The sequence below is a fragment of the Prosthecobacter sp. genome (assembly GCF_046154365.1).
GTDB lineage: Bacteria > Verrucomicrobiota > Verrucomicrobiia > Verrucomicrobiales > Verrucomicrobiaceae > Prosthecobacter.
The window spans coordinates 25,766-48,295 of the sequence record NZ_JBJXFV010000129.1 but is presented as its reverse complement, the minus strand read 5'-3'; the positions used below and the strand labels follow the sequence as shown (position 1 = coordinate 48,295).

At 60.2% G+C, this 22,530-nt stretch carries 20 protein-coding genes; 10 read left to right on the top strand and 10 right to left on the bottom strand.

Annotated elements, in window-relative coordinates; genetic code table 11:
• Positions 1 to 392, bottom strand: a 392-nt coding sequence (locus ACKVY0_RS16970) for an ISAs1 family transposase (protein ID WP_409216015.1), incomplete at its 3' end; no start/stop codon positions are given.
• An 89-nt stretch (positions 393 to 481) separates the two neighbouring features.
• Here ACKVY0_RS16970 and ACKVY0_RS16965 point away from each other — a divergent pair.
• Positions 482 to 1,201 (top strand): hypothetical protein, encoded by a 720-nt coding sequence (locus tag ACKVY0_RS16965; protein WP_409216014.1) that lies wholly within the window; start codon positions 482 to 484, stop codon positions 1,199 to 1,201.
• Positions 1,202 to 1,214: 13 nt separating this feature from the next.
• On the opposite strand, the gene ACKVY0_RS16960 is transcribed toward ACKVY0_RS16965, so the two are convergent.
• From ACKVY0_RS16960 to ACKVY0_RS16925, 8 genes are all read right to left on the bottom strand, one after another.
• Complete coding sequence (locus ACKVY0_RS16960) at positions 1,215 to 1,541, bottom strand: FtsB family cell division protein (RefSeq protein WP_409216013.1); 327 nt, start codon at positions 1,539 to 1,541, stop codon at positions 1,215 to 1,217.
• Between the two features lie 6 nt (positions 1,542 to 1,547).
• Positions 1,548 to 2,834, bottom strand: coding sequence for a phosphopyruvate hydratase (gene eno, locus ACKVY0_RS16955; RefSeq protein WP_409216012.1), 1,287 nt, complete (start codon positions 2,832 to 2,834; stop codon positions 1,548 to 1,550).
• A 614-nt stretch (positions 2,835 to 3,448) separates the two neighbouring features.
• Positions 3,449 to 4,219: an SDR family NAD(P)-dependent oxidoreductase gene (locus ACKVY0_RS16950; RefSeq protein WP_409216011.1), complete on the bottom strand. Its 771-nt coding sequence runs from the start codon at positions 4,217 to 4,219 to the stop codon at positions 3,449 to 3,451.
• A 47-nt stretch (positions 4,220 to 4,266) separates the two neighbouring features.
• The gene (locus ACKVY0_RS16945) at positions 4,267 to 5,169 is read right to left on the bottom strand and encodes a hypothetical protein (RefSeq protein WP_409216010.1); all 903 of its coding nucleotides are present in this window, start codon (positions 5,167 to 5,169) and stop codon (positions 4,267 to 4,269) included.
• Positions 5,170 to 5,233: 64 nt separating this feature from the next.
• On the bottom strand, positions 5,234 to 6,268 hold the full coding sequence (locus tag ACKVY0_RS16940; protein WP_409216009.1) for a carbohydrate kinase family protein: 1,035 nt from the start codon (positions 6,266 to 6,268) through the stop codon (positions 5,234 to 5,236).
• A gap of 4 nt (positions 6,269 to 6,272) precedes the next feature.
• A complete protein-coding gene (locus ACKVY0_RS16935; RefSeq protein ID WP_409216008.1) occupies positions 6,273 to 8,156 on the bottom strand; it encodes a hypothetical protein in 1,884 nt (627 codons plus the stop codon).
• Between the two features lie 39 nt (positions 8,157 to 8,195).
• The gene (locus ACKVY0_RS16930) at positions 8,196 to 9,299 is read right to left on the bottom strand and encodes a sialidase family protein (RefSeq protein WP_409216007.1); all 1,104 of its coding nucleotides are present in this window, start codon (positions 9,297 to 9,299) and stop codon (positions 8,196 to 8,198) included.
• Between the two features lie 18 nt (positions 9,300 to 9,317).
• Positions 9,318 to 10,097: an ABC transporter ATP-binding protein gene (locus ACKVY0_RS16925; protein WP_409216006.1), complete on the bottom strand. Its 780-nt coding sequence runs from the start codon at positions 10,095 to 10,097 to the stop codon at positions 9,318 to 9,320.
• A gap of 294 nt (positions 10,098 to 10,391) precedes the next feature.
• Here ACKVY0_RS16925 and ACKVY0_RS16920 point away from each other — a divergent pair, with 294 nt between their 5' ends.
• The 9 genes from ACKVY0_RS16920 to ACKVY0_RS16880 all read left to right on the top strand — a co-directional run bounded on the left by ACKVY0_RS16920 (position 10,392) and on the right by ACKVY0_RS16880 (position 21,000).
• Positions 10,392 to 13,343 (top strand): tetratricopeptide repeat protein, encoded by a 2,952-nt coding sequence (locus ACKVY0_RS16920; protein ID WP_409216005.1) that lies wholly within the window; start codon positions 10,392 to 10,394, stop codon positions 13,341 to 13,343.
• Positions 13,344 to 13,371: 28 nt separating this feature from the next.
• A complete protein-coding gene (locus ACKVY0_RS16915; protein WP_409216004.1) occupies positions 13,372 to 14,304 on the top strand; it encodes a tetratricopeptide repeat protein in 933 nt (310 codons plus the stop codon).
• Positions 14,305 to 14,335: 31 nt separating this feature from the next.
• Positions 14,336 to 15,163 carry a MotA/TolQ/ExbB proton channel family protein gene (locus ACKVY0_RS16910; protein ID WP_409216003.1) on the top strand — a complete coding sequence of 276 codons (828 nt, stop codon included), beginning with the start codon at positions 14,336 to 14,338 and terminating at the stop codon, positions 15,161 to 15,163.
• Positions 15,164 to 15,216: 53 nt separating this feature from the next.
• Entirely contained in the window at positions 15,217 to 15,645 is a 429-nt protein-coding gene (locus tag ACKVY0_RS16905) for an ExbD/TolR family protein (RefSeq protein WP_409216002.1), read from the top strand.
• Between the two features lie 11 nt (positions 15,646 to 15,656).
• A complete protein-coding gene (locus tag ACKVY0_RS16900; protein WP_409216001.1) occupies positions 15,657 to 16,133 on the top strand; it encodes an ExbD/TolR family protein in 477 nt (158 codons plus the stop codon).
• A gap of 109 nt (positions 16,134 to 16,242) precedes the next feature.
• Positions 16,243 to 18,327 (top strand): prenyltransferase/squalene oxidase repeat-containing protein, encoded by a 2,085-nt coding sequence (locus ACKVY0_RS16895; RefSeq protein ID WP_409216000.1) that lies wholly within the window; start codon positions 16,243 to 16,245, stop codon positions 18,325 to 18,327.
• A gap of 263 nt (positions 18,328 to 18,590) precedes the next feature.
• Positions 18,591 to 19,565, top strand: coding sequence for an MBL fold metallo-hydrolase (locus ACKVY0_RS16890; RefSeq protein ID WP_409215999.1), 975 nt, complete (start codon positions 18,591 to 18,593; stop codon positions 19,563 to 19,565).
• Positions 19,566 to 20,117, top strand: coding sequence for a dihydrofolate reductase (locus ACKVY0_RS16885; RefSeq protein ID WP_409215998.1), 552 nt, complete (start codon positions 19,566 to 19,568; stop codon positions 20,115 to 20,117).
• Between the two features lie 34 nt (positions 20,118 to 20,151).
• Positions 20,152 to 21,000 (top strand): hypothetical protein, encoded by an 849-nt coding sequence (locus tag ACKVY0_RS16880; protein ID WP_409215997.1) that lies wholly within the window; start codon positions 20,152 to 20,154, stop codon positions 20,998 to 21,000.
• Here the strand turns inward: ACKVY0_RS16880 and ACKVY0_RS16875 are convergent.
• Entirely contained in the window at positions 20,997 to 22,352 is a 1,356-nt protein-coding gene (locus tag ACKVY0_RS16875) for a DUF1501 domain-containing protein (RefSeq protein WP_409215996.1), read from the bottom strand. The two genes, ACKVY0_RS16880 and ACKVY0_RS16875, sit on opposite strands and share 4 nt — an antisense overlap.
• Positions 22,353 to 22,530 lie beyond the last annotated feature (178 nt).

Below are 22,530 nucleotides of genomic sequence, written 5' to 3'. Positions count from 1 at the left end.
GTGCCGCGAAGAGTTTTGCCATCAATGGCAATGTGCAGACCGTTGAGTGGGCCACTCCATTGGCTGAGGATGTCGATCATGGCTTGTGGATCGATCTTCATGAAGACATTGCGGAAGACGTCATGCGAGGGTGCGCCATGCTTGAGAGTGAGGAAGCTGCGTAGCCAAGGCAGTTGAGTTGTGGCGAAATCCTCCATGTCAGTGAAGCTGTCAGCATCGCAGAGAATGGCACAGAAGGAACAGACAAGAACTTCATCGAGCCGGTGGAGGACTTTGCTTTGCTGGCGTGTGTCATCAAAGAGAGAGAAAGCAGAGCGCAAGCGGTGCAACACACTGAGATCAGCAGCAGAGGTAATGGCAAAGGCAGGAGAGGCGGATAGGTTGGGTTTCATCTACACTCTCATCACTCATTATGGTAATTTGTACGGTGAAGAGTTTATTCATTCGCTGCGTGTAATAACCAGGTTTTCCATCTCTGCTCATGCGTAAGCCCCGCTCTGATTCTGATCGTCTCGCGACCTTGGAGACGATAGCCACGACTGCTGCCCTCAACAACGATGACGCCCGGCTGCTACCCGCCGCGCTGCGCCAAAAAGTGGACGCCTTCCTGCCCGCCTACCGCCCCGCCGTGCAAGCCGTGGAGGCAGCGACAGCGGGACGTGCCAAAGAAGTGAGCGAAAAAGACGCCTCCCTGGAAATCCTCATCACTCATGTGCGCGACTTCTTTGAAGTGCTCAAACGCCGCACCGCCCGCCTGCACCACGATGTCTCCGCCCTCGTCCATTACGGGCTGCCCCAGTCAGGTGACGTACCCAAGCAATACAACGAAAGCGTGGCAGAAGCCGCAGCGGACGGGATCGTGAAGGGAGAGGCGGCGGCGGTGGCCGCAGGCTTCCCGGCGATGGCGAACCCCTCGGCAGCGGAAGTGCAAACGGCGCTGGACAGCTACCGCAAGGAATCTGGCGAGGTGGTGCCTGCGGATGCCGCCGTGCGCCAGGCGCAGACTGCGGCGGCTACGCAGCGTGAGGCGGCGAATGAACTGATCGGCGATGTGAAGGATGAGCTGACGCACGCCCTGCGCAAGCTGGGCGGCCCCGCCCAGCGCCGGGTGCTGCGCCTGTTCGGCTTCAAATTCACCGCGAACGCAGGTGAGAAGCCAGAAGAGCCGGTGCCTGCTCCCGTGCCAGCGCCGGGTGCGTAAGCCGTGCGCCTGCCTACTCAAACCGCAGGACGTACTCGCCTTCTTTCTGCATGTGCAGGCGGTCGCGGGCGGCCATTTCGAGGTAGGCGTTGTCGTTTTTGATCCACTCCATGCGGCGCAGGAGCTTGTCGCGGTCGGTTTTGACGACATCGCGCTGCGCTTTGAGCTGGTCGAGCTTGGTGCGCATGGCGAGCTGCTCATCCAGCGGGTTGTCACACAGGACATAGACTACGGGGACGATGAGCAGCAGGAGGATGAACTTGGCGAGCTTGAGAAGGGCGCGCATCCAATACTCCCAGGGGGTCTGGGGTTCGGCTGCGCGCACTTCTCGGTAGTTCATCGGTGTTTAGACTTTCATGCGGCCACCAAAGATGGCGTTTTCACCGAGTTCCTGCTCGATGCGCAGGAGCTGGTTGTATTTGGCGATGCGGTCGCTGCGGCTCATGGAGCCGGTCTTGATCTGGCCGCAGTTCGTGGCGACGGCGAGGTCGGCGATGGTGTAATCTTCGGTTTCACCGGAGCGATGACTCATGACGGCGGTGTAACCATGACGGTGGGCGAGATCGACGGCGTCGAGGGTCTCGGTGAGGGAGCCGATCTGGTTCACTTTGACGAGGATGGAGTTTGCCACGCCGAGGTCGATGCCCTTCTGGAGGAATTCGACGTTGGTGACGAAGAGATCGTCGCCGACGAGCTGGGTGGTGGCACCCATTTCCTTGGTGATGATGTCCCATCCTGCCCAGTCGCCTTCGGCACAGCCGTCTTCGATGGAGATGATGGGGAACTTCTTCTTCAGCTCGGCGTAGTAGGCCACGAGTTCGGCGGCGGTGCGCTCGGACTTGTCGGACTTCTTGAAGACGTACTTGTTCTTGGTCTTGTCGAAGAACTCGGAGGAGGCGACGTCGAGGGCGATGAAGATGTCCTCACCGAGCTTGTAACCAGCCTTGTCCACGGCCTGGGCGATGACTTCGAGGGCGTGGTCAGCGCTCTTGAGCGTCGGGGCAAAGCCGCCTTCGTCACCGACGGCGGTGCTGAGGCCGAGATCGTGCAGGATTTTCTTTAGCGAGTGGAAGATCTCCGCGCCGTAACGCAGCGCCTCGGAGAAGGACGGGGCGCCTTTCGGCATGATCATGAACTCTTGGAAATCGATCGGGGCATCGGAATGCGCGCCGCCGTTGATGATGTTCATCATCGGCACGGGCAGCACCTTGGCGTTCGGGCCGCCGATGTATTTGTAGAACGGCATGCCGAGTGTCGCGGCAGCGGCCTTGGCGACGGCCAGTGAGACGCCGAGAATGGCGTTCGCACCGCACTTGGACTTGGTCTTGGTGCCATCGACTTCGAGCATGGCTTTGTCGATGCCGACCTGATCAGCGGCATCGGCACCGATGAGGGCATCAGCGAGTTCGTTGTTCACGGCATCGACGGCCTTGAGCACGCCTTTGCCAAGGAAACGCTTCTTGTCGCCGTCGCGCAGCTCCAGGGCTTCGTGTTCGCCGGTGCTGGCACCGCTGGGGACTGCCGCACGGCCCATGGCACCGCCTTCGATGTAAACATCCACTTCAACGGTGGGGTTGCCGCGTGAGTCGATGATTTCGCGTCCGATGATGCGTGCGATGTTAAGTTCTTCCATGAGATTAGATTATTTAAGTTTTGCTAATTAATTGGGATTTTTCAAGAAGGTTTCCAGAAATCTCCGGGGGAGCGGGCTTCATACACGGATGCAGCAGCCGCTCAAGTACGGAGTCCTGCCTTGTCGCGGAGTCCTGCCTTTAGGCGGAACAGTTGGCACTGCCTGCATGCGCTTCGCCTCCTCCAGAGGGAGTTGATGTGGATTCGTGGTGTCTGGGCTGATGAACGCCTTTCCGGCTAAAGCCGGGACTCCGTACGGGGAGTCCGTGCCAGCGCCCCGGTGCCGCATCCAACGGGACGGAGGGTTTTCATGCCGCCGAGTGCGGCAAGAAAGTGAGGCGAGTTTAAAATTGACGCAGCAGCAGGCTGTCTGCGCCCTGAGCCGTAACCATGCAGAAGGTGAACCACAGAGGCACCGGGTACACAGAGGAATTATCAAACGCCTGGAAGTCACCTCATGGTGAAGTCGATCAACAAGACTCTTCCCTCTGTGTCCCCTGTGTCTCTGTGGTTCCATTGCATGGACACGGCTGAGGGCAACGTGCCGTTGTCGATCTCGCTGCGCTCGGTTCGCGCTCCAGTGGTGGCAGCCATTGCGGCGCAACGACGGTGCTTTTACAGCACGTTCACCGCTGCACCGCCATCGACGACGATGCCTTGGCCGGTGATGTAGCTGCCGGCTTCGCTGGCGAGCATGAGGGCGGGGCCGGCGAGTTCGCGGGGGGCGGCCCAGCGTTTCACGGCGGTGCGGTCGGCGAAGTATTGCTTTTCCTCGTCGTTGAGGAGCTTGCCGGGCATGTCGGTGAGGAAGGGGCCGGGGCAGAGGCAGTTCACGGTGATGCCGTAGGGGCCGAGATCGAGGGCGCTGGCACGGGCGAGGCCGATGAGCGCGGCTTTGCAGGCGCAATAGACGTTGCGCTTCAAGCGACCACCGACGCCGAGCACGCTGGAGATGTGGATGACGCGGCCCCACTTGCGCGCCTTCATGCCGGGGACGATGGCGCGGGTCAGGCTCATGACGGCGGTGAGATCGACTTCGACGTTGCGGTCCCAGACCTCGTCGGTGATTTCGTCGATGGCCTGCGGGTTGTTGATGCCGGCGTTGTTGACGAGGATGTCGATCTTGCCGAGACGCTGCTCGGCTTCTGCGGCCAACGCTTTGACGGCGGCACGATCTGCCATGTCGGCGACCATCCATTCGACGCGCACATTCAATCCATCACCGATTTCAGCAGCGGCGGCTTTGAGTTCGTCAGCGTTGCGGCTGGAGATGAAGACATCGGCACCGGCTTCGGCGAAACCGCGTGCCATCGCTTTGCCGAGGCCTTTGCTGCCGCCAGTGACGAGTGCTGCTTTGCCGGAGAGATTGAAAAGTGGGGAGGGCATGCGCGCGGTTTAGCATGCGTGCATGAACTGCGCGAGCGGAAAGCGCGTCATGCCGCAGCAGCGGCGAGTTCGGTCTTGTCGAGCTTGGCGATGTCGGTGAATGCGGCTTTTTTATCGACCGTGAAGTTGGTCAGCGTCAGTTTCAGATGATGCGCGTCGCACTGCGGACATTTCTTCAACGTGAAGGTGATGCGAGCGGCGGCGTCTTTTTGAATGGCGGAATCAAGCGCGGCGACGGCGGCTTCGGTGTCGGCGAGTGGAGCGGTGGCGATGGGAGCGGTGATTTCGTTGGCGCGAGCGGTGAGCGTCTGGATGGCGGCCTGCAACGCGGCGAGGCGGTCTTTTTTGGCGAGTTTCTTCACGATGGACCACTGATCCGGCGAGTGGATGTGCGCGGTACGGTGGGCTTTGAGGTATTGCTGGCATTTTTTGCAGTAGGGCATGCCGAAGACCGTGAGGGAAGGCACCATGGCACCGAGCGCGTAGCCGCCCATCTCCAGCAGCTTGAAGAGATAGCCCCACATGCCGAGCGGGCTGCCGGGCTCGCCGGAGTTGCGGTCTTTGAAGGACATGCCCTCGCAGATTTCACGAATGTAGTCGGTGAAGCCGTAGCGCTCCGGCGGGATGTGCAGGCGCTCAAGCAGATGCGTGTAGGTGAGGTATTGCGCGGCGAAGTAGTCGATGATCGCCGTGGTGATCATGCCAAAGACGAAGGCCTTGCTCAGTTTCACCTGGAGCAATCGCGAAGCGACGGCATAACCGACACCGCTGGCGATTCCCACAATGAGCGCTCCGCCGGGGATGATGGCGTTGACGTACCAGCCCATGATGTTGAACTCCTGGGTTTCATTGAGGTAATGCACGAGCCAGAGGGCGAGGGCGGAGGTGCCGAGGCCGCAGAGATAGACGATGAGGCCGGGCTGACGGAGGGATTTGCTGGGAGTGCTCATGGATATTCGATGGAAATATCAGGCGGCGAATTGGGAGTCAATCCTGTTGGTGATTTCAACTCACTTAAACGCGGAATCCAAGTTCATCCGCGAGCTTCAAGCAGTTGGCAACGGGGCGCAGGCCCAGCGACGGCGTGGGATGCGTGAGGCAAACGGCGGCGGTGCAGACGGCGAGTTTGAGGCGTTCGGCAATGGGCCAGTTCTCGTGCGTGCCGTGGAGGTAGCCGGCGGCGAAGGCATCGCCTGCGCCAGTGGCTCCGGCGATGAAGCCTGCGGGGAGTTGGAGTGAGGGTTGGTGATGAACTGTTCCGCTTCTTTCGGCGACGATGGCTCCGGCTTCGAAATGGATGATGACCTCGCGACGCACGCCTTGGCTGAGGAGTTGCTGGGCGGCAGTTTGGATTTTTGCGAGGTCGGGTGGTGATGATTTGAGGTCGATGCCGGTGGCATTACCGGCTTCGATTTCGTTTACGATGAGAAAATCGGTGAAGGGCAGGGAGGCTTCGGTGATTTCACGAAATTGCGGATGGTTCGAGCTGACGAGATCGACACTGGTGAGCAATCCGGCCTGTTGCGCGGTTTCGAGCACGCGGCTGGCGATGGTGCGGCCATCGGGGAGCAGGCGGTCCATCTCAGTGAGGAGCATGAGGTAGCCGAGGTGGAAGATTTTGGCCTGCGTGCGGCTGAAATCGAAGTGCTGTTCGCCAAGCAGGGCATTCGTACCGAGTTGGTGGAAAAACGTGCGACGTCCGCTGCCGGTGACGGTCATGGCATCGGTGTAGCTCGTGGGAGCGGCATCGGTTTGATGCAGCTGTGCGATGCCGATGCCGGCGGAGTGGCAGTCGCGCAGAATCCAGTCGCCATTCGGGTCTTGGCCGACGAGTCCGGCGGCTTCGAGCGGGTAATCGACGCGCATGGCGGCCAGGTCTTTGAGGACGTTGTAGGGGCCGCCGCCGTTGGAGGAAGTCTCGCTGCTGATGAAGGCGAGCATGTCCTGCTCAGGATAGGCGTCGATGAGCTTGACGTGATCAATGATGAAATTGCCGCCGGCGAGGATGCCGGAGCGAACTTTGAACTTTGAACCTTGAACGTTGAACATCGAATCAGGGCTTGATGCGCTCGTAGTGGCCGCGGAATTCGTCGATCAGCGTGCCGTCGGCCTTGTGCCGGGTGCTGTGCCATTCGATGCGGTCCTTGGAGATGAGGTGGCGTGAGCTTGTGAGCTGGGTACCTAGCGCCGGATGCTGGCTCTGTGTCTTCAGCGTCAGTGTTTGGCTGGCGGCATCCCAGATGGTGGTGGATTGGAACTGTTCGGACTGCGGGTGGGACGTTGTTTCGAGGTAGCTGCCGGTGGCGGGATCATGCGTGATGAGAGACGTGAAAATCAGGGAAGCAGGATGGGCGGCGTTCCTGTTTTCCCGCCAGATGCCCTTGCCATCATTCTTCCAGAAGTAACGAACGACATTCTGGCCGGGACCCTTGTCCGGCGGGGATTCAATCGTCAGCCGCCATTCGCCGATGAAGCTGGCCAGGCGGCGCATGTTCTCATCAGGCTCCTTCGTCGTGGTGGAATAGCCGTCGGAAACCACGTCGGGAAACTCGAAGGTCTCGTCGTACTTCAGCCGCTTGGCGATCGCCAGGTTGAGGTCCCAGTTTTCATCGCGCTTGTGATGCACCAGGTATCGGCGTCCGTCCCCCACGGTGATCGTCGTGGCGATGGAGTCGGGGCCGATGTTGAAGCTGGCGACCTTGCCGCGAAAGGGCGGCAGCTCGCGCAACTGCGCAAAACTGCGCTCCTCAGGAGTCATGCCCATGGGCGAACTCGTGCTGGAGGAGGTCGTCTGGGTCATGATGGTTTTCTGGCCGCTGGAGCTGATGGACGTCGTGTTGGTGACGGATGGCTGGAAAGAAACCGACGGGGAGGAGGGCGTGGAGCTTGGCAGTTTCAGTGTCGAGGCCACGGCGGCCACGCGTTGGTAACTGCCGCGACGGGTGGCGATGGTCTTGCCCGCCGCGTCTTGCGTGACGGTTTGCCAGTCAATGCGGTCATCGCTGCTGAAGGTGGCCGTGTTCACTCGGCTTTGGCCGGGTTCTGCGGGCAGGGTGCTCACAAAGGAACGCTCATCCGCCTTCCAGACGGTGTGAAACAGCACCGCGTTCCCCTTTGCGGGATCCACCACCACGAACTGCTTCTCGGCCTCGTCGTAAGTGATGAGCGAGATGTCGAGCGTGGCGGGATCGTCGTCGTGGGAAAAGGAAATCTCCCGCCAGATGCCGGTTCCATCCACCTTCCAATGGCACTTCATCACGATCTTCGCGCCGGGATCATCCTCCAGGCGGCCGCTCCATTCGCCGATGTAGCGTCCCAGCACCCGTGCAGCCCCGGAGGCAGGTTGCGCCGCGCTCTTCGGCTCCAAAGCGATGGGAAACTCAAAGGTCTCGCCACGTTGCAGGGTCTGCACCGTCTTCTTCACTGCTTCATTGTCAAAACTGCCCGCTACATGCAGCAGTCGCGAATCCGCCGCCTGCAGCACCAGGGAGTAGTCCCCGTCATCCATCCACCGGTCCAGCACCACCGCCCGGAAGGGATGGTCCTTGCCCAGGGACAGCAGGGCCGAGGGAAATCTCGGCGGCGGGGTGAGGAAAGAAGTCACCTGCGGATTCGGCAGCAGACGCACGATGGCGGCGGTCTGCTCGTAACCCAGCAGATCGATCAGGTATTGCGGCATCGCATAGCGGCGGCCCTCTTCAAGACGGGAGACGATGCCCAGGTCCGACTCGCTTGCCCCGCTGCTTGTAAAGCTGCTCGTCGAGCCGTCATCGAACTGCACCGACAGCTTGAAGCTTGCCGGGCCACGCGTCAGGCTCGTCACCTGCATGATGCCGGGTGGATGCGTCAGCAGCGAGGTCAGGCCGCCCGCCGCCGCAGGAAACTGCGCGTGAAGGGTGCTGGTGAGGAGAAGAACGAGGAGTGCGAGGCGGGGCATGAGGTCAACGGTCATGAGGTCAAGCAGTCAAGACTTGCATCAATAGAGGATGACAAATTTTTCTCCTTCAGCATACGCCGCACTGAAGCCCCAGACGGGAATGCCGGGCTGTATGCCGCGAGTCGAGGTGGGTTTGCCTGCGGAGTCGAGAACAAGCCAGCCGAGCTGTCCGCCTTTCTGCCAGCCGGTGCCGATGCTCCAGGAGACGAGGGTTTCGCCGCCTGAATTGATGGCTAGCGCGGGATGGCGGGCTTTGTCGTTGGAGACGGAGATGGCGTCAGAAGTGGCGTCGAGCAATGAGGTGAAGACTTTGCCTTCGGCTTCCCATGCGGCGCGGGTTTTGGAGCCTGCGCTGATGACACTGGCGCTGCTCATGGGGCACATGTTGACGGCCCAGGGACCGACATCGCGATGCTGGAAGGTCGTGCCGCCATCACGCGAGGTCATGAGCACGATGTCGCGCTGGCTCATGCTGCGTGCGGCGCGGTAGAGCGTGAGCAGTTCGCCTGAGGGGGCCACGAAGGTTTTGAGCGAGCAACAGGCGCAGACGCCGGGATCGTCGGCGTTGGCGATCTTGGGCGCGGCGAAGGTTTGGCCGTTGTCGGTGGATTTGAGGATGAAGACACGGCGGTTGATCTCGCCGGGCGTGGCATTGGCAGGCGCACCGTGCCAGACGACGAAGACCTCGCCTTTTGCACTGGCGGCAACGGAAGCGCCGCCGTCGAGGGCTTCGGTGTTGGCACGCAGATCGCGCTGCGGCTCGAAGGTTGCGCCACGATTCACGGAACGGGTGTAAAGCAGCGGTGAGGGCTGATTTTTACCACCGGGGCCGTTCCATACGATGTGGAGCGAGTCATCTTTGCCGACGGCGATCTGCGCACCGCGAATGGTGCCGGCGGCAACGGCCGTGTCTGGCTTGCTGTTGATGGTGCGCGGTGCGCTCCACGAAGACGCGTCGATTTTTTTCGTGGTGTAGCGGACGTCGCTGCCACGCGGATCGCCTTTGAGATAGACGAGATGCAGCGTGCCGTCACTGGTGGTGACGATTTGTGGCTGCACACCGTCTTCGGGGACGCGTTCGAGGGTCACTTCGGTGCCGAAGGCTAAGAGCGGCAGCAGAAGAGAGAGGAGAAGCTGTTTCATGGTCGAAGACGGGTTGGTTCAGGCCAGCCGCAGCGCATAACGCTCTCCATGGCGTGTTAGCTTCAAGGGAGCGCCATAAATGTGAGTGAGGTTCATGCTGGTGAGCACGTCGTGCTTTGGACCTGAAGCGTGAACCTGGCCGTCTTTGAGCAGCAGGCAGTGGGTGATGCTGGGGAGGATTTCTTCGACGTGATGGGTGACCATGACGAGGGAAGGGGACTTCGGTTGGGCGGCGAGGGCCTGCATCCATTGCAAGTAATGCTCCCGGGCGACGGGATCGAGGCCGGCGCAGGGTTCGTCGAGGATGAGCACCTTGAATTTTGCCATGAGGGCGCGGCAGATGAGCACTTTTTGTTTTTCGCCTTGGGAGAGCGGCCCCCAGAATGCATCGCGCAGGTATTCGCAGCCGACTTGCTTCAGCAGGCGTGTGGCATCACGACGCACGGCGGGTGGCGGTATCTCGATGAGGTTGAGCTTGGCTTCACGACCACTGGCAATGACATCGAGCACGGGTTCGCTGCTTTCTAAATAGGTGGTGAGCGTATTCGTGACGAGGCCGACGCGGCGGCGCACCTCACGCCAGTCGTCGTCGCCGAAGACGCTCTCGCCGATGCGCAGCGTGCCGCTGGTGGCGCTGTCGTAGCCGGTAATGAGGTTGATGAGCGAGGTTTTGCCGCAGCCGTTGGGACCGAGAATGCACCAGTGCTGGCCGGGATCGACCCGCCAGGAGATGCCTTTTAATATAGGGCGACCACGACGGAAGGTGAGATCGGTGACGGCGAGAACAGGAGAGGGCATGAGCGGGAAGGAATCTTGAATGACGAATGCCCCGCCTGCAACGCTGTAGCATCTGCGGGCAGGGGAATGTCGAATGGCGGCGAAAAAATGGACCTGTTTTATCCTTTTGATTTTTCTCCCGTGACAAAAATGACCATCCTGCTAATCTCGGCTCTCTTTCCCGAAAAAATGTCAGTCTTCCCAGCAGCCCAGCCCTCCTGCGCAACGATTCGCGATGAAACGCGCAATTCCATGCTTGCGCGCCGCCGTTCTTTTTTTGTATTCTGCCCGGAACTGGAACGCACCCTGCAACACATGAGACCGATTTTCTGCGCCGCACTGGCTTTTGCCGTCAGCACGCCTGTATTTTCCCAGGCACCGCCGCCTGCGCCCGGAGCGCCACCCGCCGCACCGGGAGCACCACCTGCCGCACCGGGAGCGCCAGCAGCCCCTGGGGCGCCCGCTGCTCCGGCAGGTTTGAACATTCAAGAAGTAACCGAGGGGCTCGTCAATGCTGCGGGAGCTCTGTTTACGGAGGCAAAGTATCAGGAGGCGCTCTCCAAGATAAAGGAAGCCAAGATAAAGCTGAATAACAAGCCCTTCGAGGGCATCATGTTCATCGAAGGTGCCTGTTATTACAATTTGAACGACTATCCGAAGGCGATCGAAACGCTGGAGGCGTTTGTGAAGGAGTTTCCAACGGGCGCGGCGATCATTGATGTGCGCATGGCGCTGGGCCGCTCCTACATTGCCAGCAAGCAGGAGGACAAGGGCATTGAGGTGCTGAAGGAAGTGGTGAAAAGTTCTCCGGAAAAAAAGGCCGAGGCAGGCTTGATCATTTCGGATGCGCTGATCAAGCAGGATAAAAAAGATGATGCACTGACCATTCTGTCGTCAGTGCTTGCGGATGGTATCCGCACGGCGGAGTCCATCCAGGCGGCGATGATGGCGGCGAATCTGTATGTTAGCACGGGCAAGCTCGACGAGGCCGGTGCGCTGATGGAAAAGGTGCGCAACTTCGCCTCCGGCGGCGACAGCATCGCCCAGATGAACAACATTTACCTCAAGCTGGGCGATGAGATGATGGAGAAGAAGGCGTTTAAGGAAGCACTGGGCGCCTACCAGCTTGTGCGCAAGAAAACAGAAATCTCGCGCATCCAGAAGGAGCAGGTGGCGAAGTTGGAGACCCAGCTCAAAACCGCCAAGGGGGTGCGCAAAGAAGAGATCGAGACCAAGCTCAAGGCCAATCAGGATATCATGGCGGAGATCGAGAAGCGCACGGATTACGATGCCTCGCTCTACTACCGTCTGGGCCGCTGCTACTATGAAATGGGTGCGCCGAAGGAGGATGGCACGGCCACTGATGCCTCGCGCCTCTGGCAGGCGACCCTGGCCTTCGAGGTCATCGTTACTGATTTTAAGGAGTTCCCACAGCGGGACCGCTGCATGTATGGTCTGATCATGGTGAACGCCGCATTGAAGCGCATCAAGGAGTCCCGGGAGCTGTGCGAACAGTTCATCGACAACTTCCCTGAGAGTGAGCAGGTCGGTGAAGTGTCCATGATGTTTGGCATGCTGGCCTATAATAACAAGCAGTTGAAGGAGGCGGTGAATGCTTGGAAAAAGGCCAAGAGCTTTCCCAAGGCCGACAAAGAGCGCCTGAGCTTCCTGATTGGCAGCGTGTTGTTTGAAATGCAAAACTTTGACGAGGCCCGCACCAATTATGAGCTGATGATTCAGGAGTTTCCGCAGACGATTTACAAAGACGACGCTCTCTACCGCATCGCGCTGAGCTATTTCTACCAGAACGATTACAAGAGTGTGACGAAGGCGCTCAAAAACTACATCAAGGAGAATCCTAAAGGGCAGTACGTCGTCGATGCGCGCTACCGCATGGCCTTTATCAACTTCCAGGGCGGCGACAAGGAAGACGCGAAGACGGAACTGGAGAGCATCATCAAGGATGCGCCGAATGACCAGAACATCGGCCAGGTGTACTGCCTGCTGGGAGACATCTTCAATCAGAAGACCGATTATGAAAATGCGATGATCAATTTCGGCTTCGCCGTGGACAAGGCCAAGAGCGACGACGTGCTCAAATACGCCATGGACCAAGTCACCGACCTTTATGTGGGGGCCAACGAGTGGAAAAAACTCGGCGACATGTGGCAGAAGTATTACAACACCAACAAGGATGATGACGATCTCTCCCTTAAAGCCATCCTCTGGATCAGCCGTTCGCTGATCAAGGAAAGCAAGGTTGATGACGCGAAGAAACTGCTCGCCGAACACATCAAGACCCGCATCGCTCTTCCGGCGAATCAGCAGGTGGAAGGTTTGATTCAGCAACTCGTGACCATCAGCGCCCCGAAGCGCCGCCGTGTTGCTGCCGTAGCGCCCGCGCCAGCATCGGATGCGGCGAAATCGGAGGATGGTACGGCGGCACCCGCTCCGGCCCCGGTCGTGGCACCCGCTCCTGATGTCACCTTTGAAGATGTCGAGAAACAGCTCGAAACACTGCTCACCCCGCCTCAGGAGGCGATGAACGGCACGGCGCAGATGCGCATTCTCTTTGCCAAGACTTGGCTGGCCAAGTCGATGAAACTTCCCGATAAGGCAGAGAAATTTTTCAACATCATCATTGAGGTGGCCAAACCTGATGATCTCAGCCCGATGCTGCTCGCCACCGTGGGCGACAGCGCTCGCAAGAAGGGCGATCTGGACAAGGCTGATGCCTGCTACACGCGCCTCAAAGATTTGTTCAAGGACAGCGAGTACGCCGATGGTGCCATAGTCGGTAAGGGCGAGATCGCATTTGAGAAAGGTGAGTTTGACAAGGCACTGGAGTTGTTCCGTGAAGCACAAACCTATGTCGGCAGCTCCCGTGTTCTCGAAGCCACGCAGGGCGAAGGCAAGACGCTGTTCAAGCTCAAGAAGTATGAGGACGCGAAGAAAATCTTCGAGCAGATCGCCAACACCAAGGAATGGCGTGGTCAGCCGACTGCGAATGCGTTGCGCATGCTCGGCGAGATCGAGGCGGCCAACGGTAAGCACGAAGCCGCCATCGCCTACTTCCAGCGCGTGTTCATCGCCCATCAGAAATGGAAGGATGAAATGGCCAAGTCCTACCTGCTGTGTGCCAAATCCTTCATTGTGCTCGGCAAGCGTGACGAGGCCAAAAAGACCCTGGATGAGATGATCGCCCGCAAGGATCTCGAACCTCAGCCTGAGATGAAAGATGCCAAAGCACTTCGTGCGACCCTGTAATTTCATGCGAACCCACTTCACGACTCCCATGCGCACGTTCGCTCTGCTTCTCTCCTTCTTCGCCGCCATCGCAGGCTCAGCCTTTGGGCAGGCCATTGTGCTCAAGGATGGTAATCGCGTTTTTTCCTCGGAATTCTCGATTCAGGATGGCAAAATCGTCCGCACCCTCATCATCGGCGAAAACAAAGCCACCAGCATCCTGGATAAAAAGAACATCGACTCGCTGGAGTGGCCCTATCCCGCTGAACTGACTGAGTCGGCGGATCTGCTGTCCAAAGGCAAAACCGAGGAAGCCATCGCCGTGCTGAAGAAGGGCCGGGACTTTTTTGAGCACTTTGAGGGCATTGAGGGCAACTGGTTTGTCGATATCTACTTCGCCTATATTGAAGCCTTGAATCAGGGCGGCAAATTCGATGACGTGGTGAAATCCCTCCCCGCGCTGCGTGCTCTGAAGCTCACCGACGCCCAGAAACTGCGCCTGCGCATCATCCAGCTCGACATCGAGCGTCAGACGACCTCCGATTATGTCGCCATCATCACCGAGGCGCAGGGCATCTTGACGGAAACGGATGATTCCGCGATTGGTGCCTCGTTGTGGGCCATCATCGCCGATGTGCATACCCGGAAGAAGGACTGGGAGAAAGCGTTGCTGGCCTACCTGCGCATTCCGGTGTTTTACGGTACGCAGATGCAGCGTGTCCCGGAGGCGGAGTTAAACGCGGCAAAGACTCTCATCAAAATGAAGCGTTACGAGGATGCGAACGCCTTCCTGACCCGCATCACCGACTCCTATCCCGGATCGCCGGTCGCTGATGCCGCCACAAAGGAAAAAGCGGCGATTGCCGGAATGAAAAATGTCGCCGAAGAAGAAGCCGCTGCTGCCGAGGAAGGCAAAGCTGGCGATGCCAAGCCGAAGGAAGGCGAACCAGCCCCACCTACCGAATCCAAACCCAAAGCCTGATCTCTCCATGCAAACCAACACTGCCACCACCATGACCCGATACATCCCCCACGGCCCCGCCCGCGCGTTCCTTTGCGTCCTGCTGGCGTTCGGCGTTTTCACCTCCCTCAATCTTTACGCGCAGGAAGCCGCTCCGGCGGAAGGTGCCGTTGAGGCCCAGCATACTCTCATCGACCGTTTCATCGAAGGCGGCTGGGTGATGTATCCCATCACCGCCTGTTCCATCGCTCTCGTCTGGCTCACGGTCGATCTTTGGATGCGCACCGGCCTCAAGAAGATGGCACCTCCAGCCCAGGTGGCACAGGTGCAGGATCTGTTCCGCGCTGGTGATTACGTCGGTGCCTACCAGTTCTGCAAAGGCAATCCTTCCGCCTTCTCCAACACGACCCGCGTCGCCCTTAGCTTCCTGGGAGACGGTCACGATGCGACCGAAGGCGCGTTGTTCTCCGAATTGAACAAGGCCAACGCCTCCATCCAGACGCGCATCAACTATCTCTCGGTTATCGGTGTTTGCACGCCGATGATCGGGCTGACCGGCACGGTGACCGGTATGATGAGCGCCTTCGCCACCCTGAAGACCAGTGGTGCGGGCGATCCGGCGAAATTGTCAGGTGCCATCGGCGAAGTGCTCATCGCCACCGCCTCCGGTCTGTTCATCGCCGTGCCGGCCTTCATGTTCTTCTACTTCCTGCGCAATCGTCTCCAAGTTTCCATGAGCGATCTGCAGGAGGTTTGCACCGCACTGTTCCGCAAGATGCCCTACCAGCATCTCAAGGACGCGCACGTCGGCGAAGAAGAATTTTATGCCGCCATTCCGAACTGGGTGGCTGGTGACGGCGCGGCTGTTACTGCGGCATAAGGCCTGTTCCTGCATTCCTTCCTTTTTATATCAACCCTTGACCTTCTAACACTATGGGCGGCGGCGGCGGTGGCGGTGATGGTGAACCGGAGTTTCAAATAGCTCCGATGATTGACGTGCTGTTGGTGCTGCTCATTTTCTTTATGAGCATCACTTCGGCGCAGGTGTTGCGCATCGACAAGGAGATCACCCTCCCGGTCGCTGCCGATGCTAAAAAGAAGGAAAAAAACATGATGAACGAGGCCGCGCTCAATGTTCGCTGGACCAAGGGCAAGTCGCTCATCATGTTTGAGGACACCAGATATGATGATGTGCAGCCGTTGGTGGAACTGCTGGGCAAGCGCAAGGAGAGCAACGCCAAGTACCGTGTGGTCATTCGTGGTGATAGAAGCCTCCCCGCCATTGAAATTCAGCGCGTCATGAGTGTCATCGCCCAGGCGGGCATTGATGACATTTCCTTCTCCGCTTTGAACAAAAACTAACCGTTCCCCTCATGTCAGCCCCAGGCAGAAAAAAACCCCGCGAAATCGAGACTGAGCAGTTGCAGGTCGGCTTCCAGATCGCCCCCATGATCGACGTGGTGTTCGTCATCATGCTCTTCTTCATGGTCATGGTCGGCTCCGTGAAGGTGGAGCGTGAACTCAAGAGTCAGCTCCCTGGCCTCGCCCCGCCTTCCGCCGATGCCCCGCAGGAAATGCCCGATGAAATCATCGTCGGCGTCGAGGAAACCGGTGCTGTGACGCTCAATGAGGAGGAATTCGACGGCCCTACGGATAAAAAATTGCCCAACTTCACCTCTACGCTCATGCGCCTCAAGCAGGAGGCAGACAATCGCAACGCCAAGGTTATCGTTACCATTCAGGCCGAGGAGCAGGCAACGTATGAGCGCGTGATCGATGTGCTCAACGCCCTCGCTGTTGCCAAAGTCGCCAATGTGACCTTCACCGTCGGCAGTGACGTGGGCTTCTGACGCCTGCTAATTTCATTTTTTGACCCGCAGCCTCCCCAAGAAATGAGACGGCGGGCCGTCGCTTGAGTGGAGCACTTCTTTTGACTCTGTTTCTCTAAAAAGCCCCGCCATGAATCCGCAGCAGCCAGGCCACCCCTCCAATCCTCCGCAGCCATCGCATCCCGGTGCCACGCAGCCGCTGCCACCGGGCTACGCACCACCTCCGGGCTATCCGCCACAGGGCTACCCGCCGCAGATGCCGGGCTACCCGCAGGGTTATCCGATGCCGCAGGGCTACCCGCCACAGATGCCGGGCTACCCGCAGGGTTATCCGATGCCGCAGGGCTACCCGCCGCAGATGCCGGGCTACCCGCCCGGTTACATGCCCACCATGCCCATGCCGGCCATGATGCCGCCACCCGCGCCCGCGCCTGCCACCGGCACCGTGCCCGCCGCCCCCAAGCCGGCCAGCGCCTCGATTCCCGTGGCGATGCCTGCTCCTGCCGCCGTGGCACCATCCAAGCCCGCACCTGCCGGTGCCGCGCCGAGCACGCCGATGGCCATTCCTACCGCAGTCCCGACCGATGACGAAGGTGAAGCCGTGCTGGTCGAACATCACGAGGGCGAGGTGTACCATCCGCCCGCGCTCACGCACATCGAAGTGGGGCCGCCGCCCAACGCGTTCGTGCAGATGTGGCGCAAGGTGGGGGCGAGTTCGCTGCTGGTGAGCATCCTGGTGCATGCCGGACTCGGCGTACTGGCGCTGTTCATCGTGTTCAGCACCGGGGTGATGGACAAGCAGGTGGACTTCCTGCCCGGCGGCGGCACGGCGCAAGGGGCGAAGGCCAGCGCGGATCTGCAGCACAAGGTGCAGCAGAAGAAGCGTAATTCGATCAACAAGACGATGCCGATGAAGAAGCTGGTAAGCACCAGCATGAACTCGGCGATCACATTGCCTGAGGCACCGCCGGACGCGCTGGACATGCCGGACGTGAGCGCGATGATGGGCGGCGGAGCCTTGGGCGCTAGCGGTGGCTTTGGCACCGGGGGTGCGGGCGGTGGCTTTGGCAAAGGGATGGGACTGGGTGGTGCGGCAGGCTTTGTGACGCTGCCACCGTCGATGCGGGCACGCTGCTCGACGCAGGAGCGCTTGGAAAAACTGCGGCAGAACGGCGGCAGTCCCGAGTGCGAGGCGGCGGTGAGCGCCTCACTAGAATGGCTTAAAGGCAAACAAAATCCCGACGGCTCCTGGGGCCGTGGCAACAAGTGCGCGATGACAGGTCTGGCGCTGCTGTGCTATCTGGGCCGCTGTGAGACGCCGGAATCGCCGTTCTATGGCGACAATGTGATGAAGGGCATCATGTACCTGATCGAAGCTGGAAAGAAGAACCCACACGGCATTTTCTCTGACGGTTGGAAGGGCAAAGCCAATGGCGGTGGCGGCGGTGCCGGCACCTATGAACATGGCATCGCGACGTATGCGCTCGGCGAAATGTACACGCTAGCTCGTCTCGGCAGCAAATCACTTCCAGGCATGCGCGAGTCCTTTGAAAAAGGCGTCAAGGTCATCATCGAAAACCAGACTAAAGTGGGTGCGTGGGCCTACGGCGGCCCGGACCAGATCGTGTACAACAAAGCTGGCGGTGCTGACCTCTCGGTCGTCGGCTGGCAGTTCCAGGCGCTCAAGGCGGCCAAAAACACCGGCCTCAAAATTGACGGCCTGCACTCCGCCATCGGCAAGATGACCGATTATCTTGAAAGCACGCAGACCAAGGACGGCGGCTTCGGCGGCGCGAACCGTGACGCGCACTACAATCAATGGAGTCTCTCCGGCGTTGGCATCCTCGGCTTGCAGACGATGGCCAAAGGCAAAACCACCCCGATCAAGAAGGGCATCAAGTTCCTGACTGAATTCCTCACCGCCGAGCCGCTGGACTGGAACAAGAACTGCAACCTCTACTGCTGGTACTACTACACCCAGACCTTCTTCCAGGCCGGCGGGGAGGACTGGAAGTTCTACAACCAGCAGTTCCTGCCGCAGATCCTCGGCGCGCAGCAGCCCGATGGTGCCTTCAAGCATGGCCGCCCCAACTGGCCCGCTGGTGACGCCGCCGACGAAATCTACCGTCAGTGCCTCTGCACGCTGCAACTCGAAGTGTACTATCGCTACCTCAAGGTCGGTGACCGCGAGGAGTCATCGTTCTTCGACAAGTAAGTCCAGCAGCAGCGCGGTGGCAGCTTCGCGCACGCCCCATCGCCACCAAGCCGCCTTCCTGGCCGCTTGGGCTGACTCCAGTTTCATCGGCGACATGAAAAGCGATGACATCGCCAGGACAGTCGCAACTTTACCGAAGTCTGTTCCGAAGCTGGCCCAGCACTCGTGTTGGCCGGTGCCGCGGATGGTGAAATCAACTTAAACCTTGTCTATGAGGCTCTTAGTCTCTAATTTCCCCCAGACTCAAGCACTCCCGCTCCGTCATGCTTTTCGATCCCGCATCATCTTCCGGCGGGGCTGGACTTTCCGGCCCGAGAAGGCGGCGCTTCACCCTGCGGCGTGAGATTTCGGATGCCAACCGCATCGGCCTGCTGCCCACCCAAGGCTGGCGCAAGCGTAACATGCAGTTCCTCAACGAGGTGCTCATTCCCAGCCTGCTCGCGCCCCGCAAACCTGGCCAGGACTTCGGCCTGCTGCCGGTCGCGACGCGGGATGAGATCGCGGTGACGTGGCTTGGCCATGCCGGGTTCTTTGTCCAGGTTGGTGGCATCAACATCGCCATCGACCCGAATTGGGCGCTGTGGCACGGCCCGGTGAAGCGACTGCGCCATCCCAGCGTCTGGGCGCATGATCTACCGCCCATCGACCTCGTACTGGTGACCCATGCGCATTACGACCACCTGCATCTGCCCAGCCTGCGCAAACTGGCCGCCGCACAACCGATCATCGTGCCCGTGGGCGTCGGCAGCTTGGTCAAGAACTGCGGCTTTGGGCGCATCGTGGAATTGAAGACCTGGCAGAGCGCCACGTTCCAGGATTTGCGCATCACGCTGACTCCCGCACGCCATTGGGGTGCGCGCATGATTCACGACACGCACCGACAGTTCGGCGGCTTCTTGATCAAATCGCCCGACCGCTGCCTCTACCACTGTGGTGACAGCGCCATGTTCGACGGATTCCAGGAGATCGGCAAACGCGCCAGCATTGATCTCGCGCTCATGCCCATCGGTGCCTACGACGCCCCCAGCGGTCGCCCGGTTCACATGAACCCCGAGGAAGCGCTCGATGCCTTCGAGATGCTCGGCGCAAATTCAATGATCCCGATGCATCACGACACTTTCCCGCTCGGCGGCGAACCGATTCACGAGCCTGCCGAACGTCTCGTCAAGGCCGCCCTCGAACGCCAGATGGAACATCGCGTGCGCCTGCTGCGCGAGGGCGAATCCGCGATCTATTGAGTGAGTGCGCGGCCTCTCCTGACACTCGTCGCCGTCGTGTCGGCGGATGGCTTTATTTCCACCGGCACCGGCGTGCCGTGGGCTCTGCCGCGGGACAAGGCGCATTTCCGTCGTGTCACGCGCGGCCAGTGGCTTCTCATCGGCCGCCGCACCTATGAGGAGATGATCGGCTGGTTTCGGGATCATCACCCGTTGGTCCTGACGCGTGATCGCGATTTCAAACCTCCCGTTGGCCAGCGGGTCGGCAGCGTCGCGGAAGCCCTACGCATCGTCGGCCAGGCTGGCGCGCACGAGCTGGTGGTGGTGGGCGGCAGCGGGCCGTTTGATGCCGCCATGCCCATGGCAGACCGGCTCATCATGACCGAGGTGGCGGACGTTCTCGGCAGCGGAGTGCCCTTCCCCGCCATTGCGCCGGATCAATGGCATGTCGTTTCCCGCCAGACGTTTCCCCCAGACGCCGAGAATGCCTACGGCATGGCTATTGTGACCTATGAACGCCGCCACCCCGGCCAGGACCGGCCCCCTGATTCACTTTCCGAAAATTCAAGATGAGCAAAACCGGCTTTCGTGTATCTAAGCCGTGCTGATGAACCTCTCCACCCGGCTCCCTCTTCGCTATGCCACCGCTTTGCTGGCGGCGACGGTATTTTGCTCAGGCTGCACTGGCTTGAAGAGCACATCCCCTGCGACGGCCAATGCGACCAGCACGACCAAAAAGGATGCCGTGCTGGTCAAATCACCGGTAGATCTGAGCTTCCTGCTCAGCATGAGCTTCACGGAGGCCAAGACGCTCTCCACCCAGCAGCTTGAGTTCCCGCCGCACCTCAAGATCGCCGCCGACTCCATCCAGGTCTTCAAATACGCGCCGGACGGCAGGCCGCTCAAAGCCCGCGCCCGTGGCAAAGTCTTTATCGAGATGAATTTCAACGAACCCGCCAAGGCGCTCTGCCAGGAGGCGTTCATCACCGGGGACGAGATCATCCTGCGCGGCAGCCCCATTTTGCAACGTGGCGGCAGCATGGTCGAAGGTCTCGACGAGAGCACCATCTTTTACTTGATTGGCAGCTCGCTGCGCGTCATCGGCCTGCACAAGGTGAACAATCAGAGTCAGATCGCCGAGATGATGCCCACACTCGGCTCCTGGGCGGGCGGCCCCAATCCTTTGCTGCCACCGCTGACCGAGGGCGATGTGCCCGTCAACATCCGCAGCGAAATGCAGCGTGCCGCCGAGGCTGAAATGATGCATCAGAAAACCCGTGAACTCTACGGTCCGGCCCCCGCCCCCGAGACCACCCCGCCGCCGACAAAACCGGACAAAGCAGCAGACCCGCCGCAACCTGCCACACCGGCTGCCACGGCAAAAAAGAATCCCCCCGTGGAAATCCGCCGCGCCATCCCGAACAAGAAATCGTTCTGGAGCAAGACACGGGCCTAGCCCACGATCGCTCGCGGCACCCGCCCATGCACGTCGGTCAGCCGGTAATCACGTCCGGCATAGCGATAGGTCAGCTTTTCGTGATCCATCCCCAGCAGATGCAGGATCGTCGCGTGGATGTCGTGGATGTGCATCTTGTCCACCGCCGACTTGAAGCCGAACTCATCGCTCTGTCCATAAGCCGTGCCGCCCTGCGCACCGCCGCCCGCTAGGAACATGCAGAAGCCGTGCGGGTTGTGATCGCGGCCATTGCCGTTCTCACTCACCGGCGTGCGGCCAAACTCGCCTCCCCACACAATCAGCGTGTCCTCCAGCATGCCGCGCTGCTTCAAATCGCTCAGCAGCGCCGCGATGGGTCGGTCAATGTCCGCCGCCAGCTTGCGCGTCTGCTCGTCATGCTTCGAGTGCGTGTCCCACGGCTGGCCGTTGCCATAGTAGAGCTGCACAAAGCGCACGCCGCGTTCCACCAAGCGCCGCGCCATCAGGCAGCCGTTGGAGAAATGGCTCGTGCCATACATCTCGCGCACCTTCGCCGGTTCCAGATTCACATCAAAGGCATCCGTCGCCGCCGACTGCATGCGGAACGCCGTCTCCATCGCCTGGATGCGTCCATTCAGCGCCACATCCGCACCGCCGCGTGCCGCCAGATGCTCCGCATTCAGCGCCTGCATCAGATCAAGCTGCTTGCGCTGATCCACACTCGCCAGCCGGTCATTGTGCAGCCACGGAATCATCTGCTTCGGCTCCAGGTTCGAGTGATTGATGTAAACACCCTGATGCTGCGCCGGCAGGAACGCACTGCTCCACAAAATCGAAAACCGCACCGGCTTCCCCGGACACAGCACCACAAACGACGGCAGATTCGCGTTCTCATTGCCCAGTCCGTAGCTCAGCCACGATCCCATGCTCGGCACGCGCTCCGTCATCGTGCCGTTGTTCATCAGCAGCAAGGCCGGACCATGATTCGGATTGTCCGTGTGGCAGGAACGCAGCACGCACAGGTCATCCGCATGCCGCGCCAGATTCGGCAGCAGCTCGCTGATCTCCAGTCCGCTCTGCCCGTGCTTCGCAAACGCATACGGCGACGCCAGTAGCCCGCCGGTTGGTCGCTCCGTGCGCAGATCCGCTCCCTCGGGCTTCTGCCCGGCATACTTCGTCAGTCCCGGCTTCGGATCAAAGAAGTCCGGCCCAAACGGCCCACCATTCATGAACAACTGGATCACCCGCTTCGCCTTCGGCACGAAGTGCGATTTCGCCGCCCCCTGCACCGACGCCGCCAGCCCCAGCGCCCCCAAACCGCCGCCCATGCGGGTCAGCAGTTCACGACGAGACAGTAAGGAGAGATCGGACATGAACAAAAATACGCTCTCATGACAACATCCTTGCGCCGGCGAAGCACGGGTTCACGACCGGCGTTGACTGCGCCTTCACCTGCCCAGCCCCTGCAACTCTAGTCCAGTACCGTGCCGTCCTGCCCCTGCACCGCTCGCAGTGACCACTCCAGCACCTCCGACCCACCGGTGTACTGCT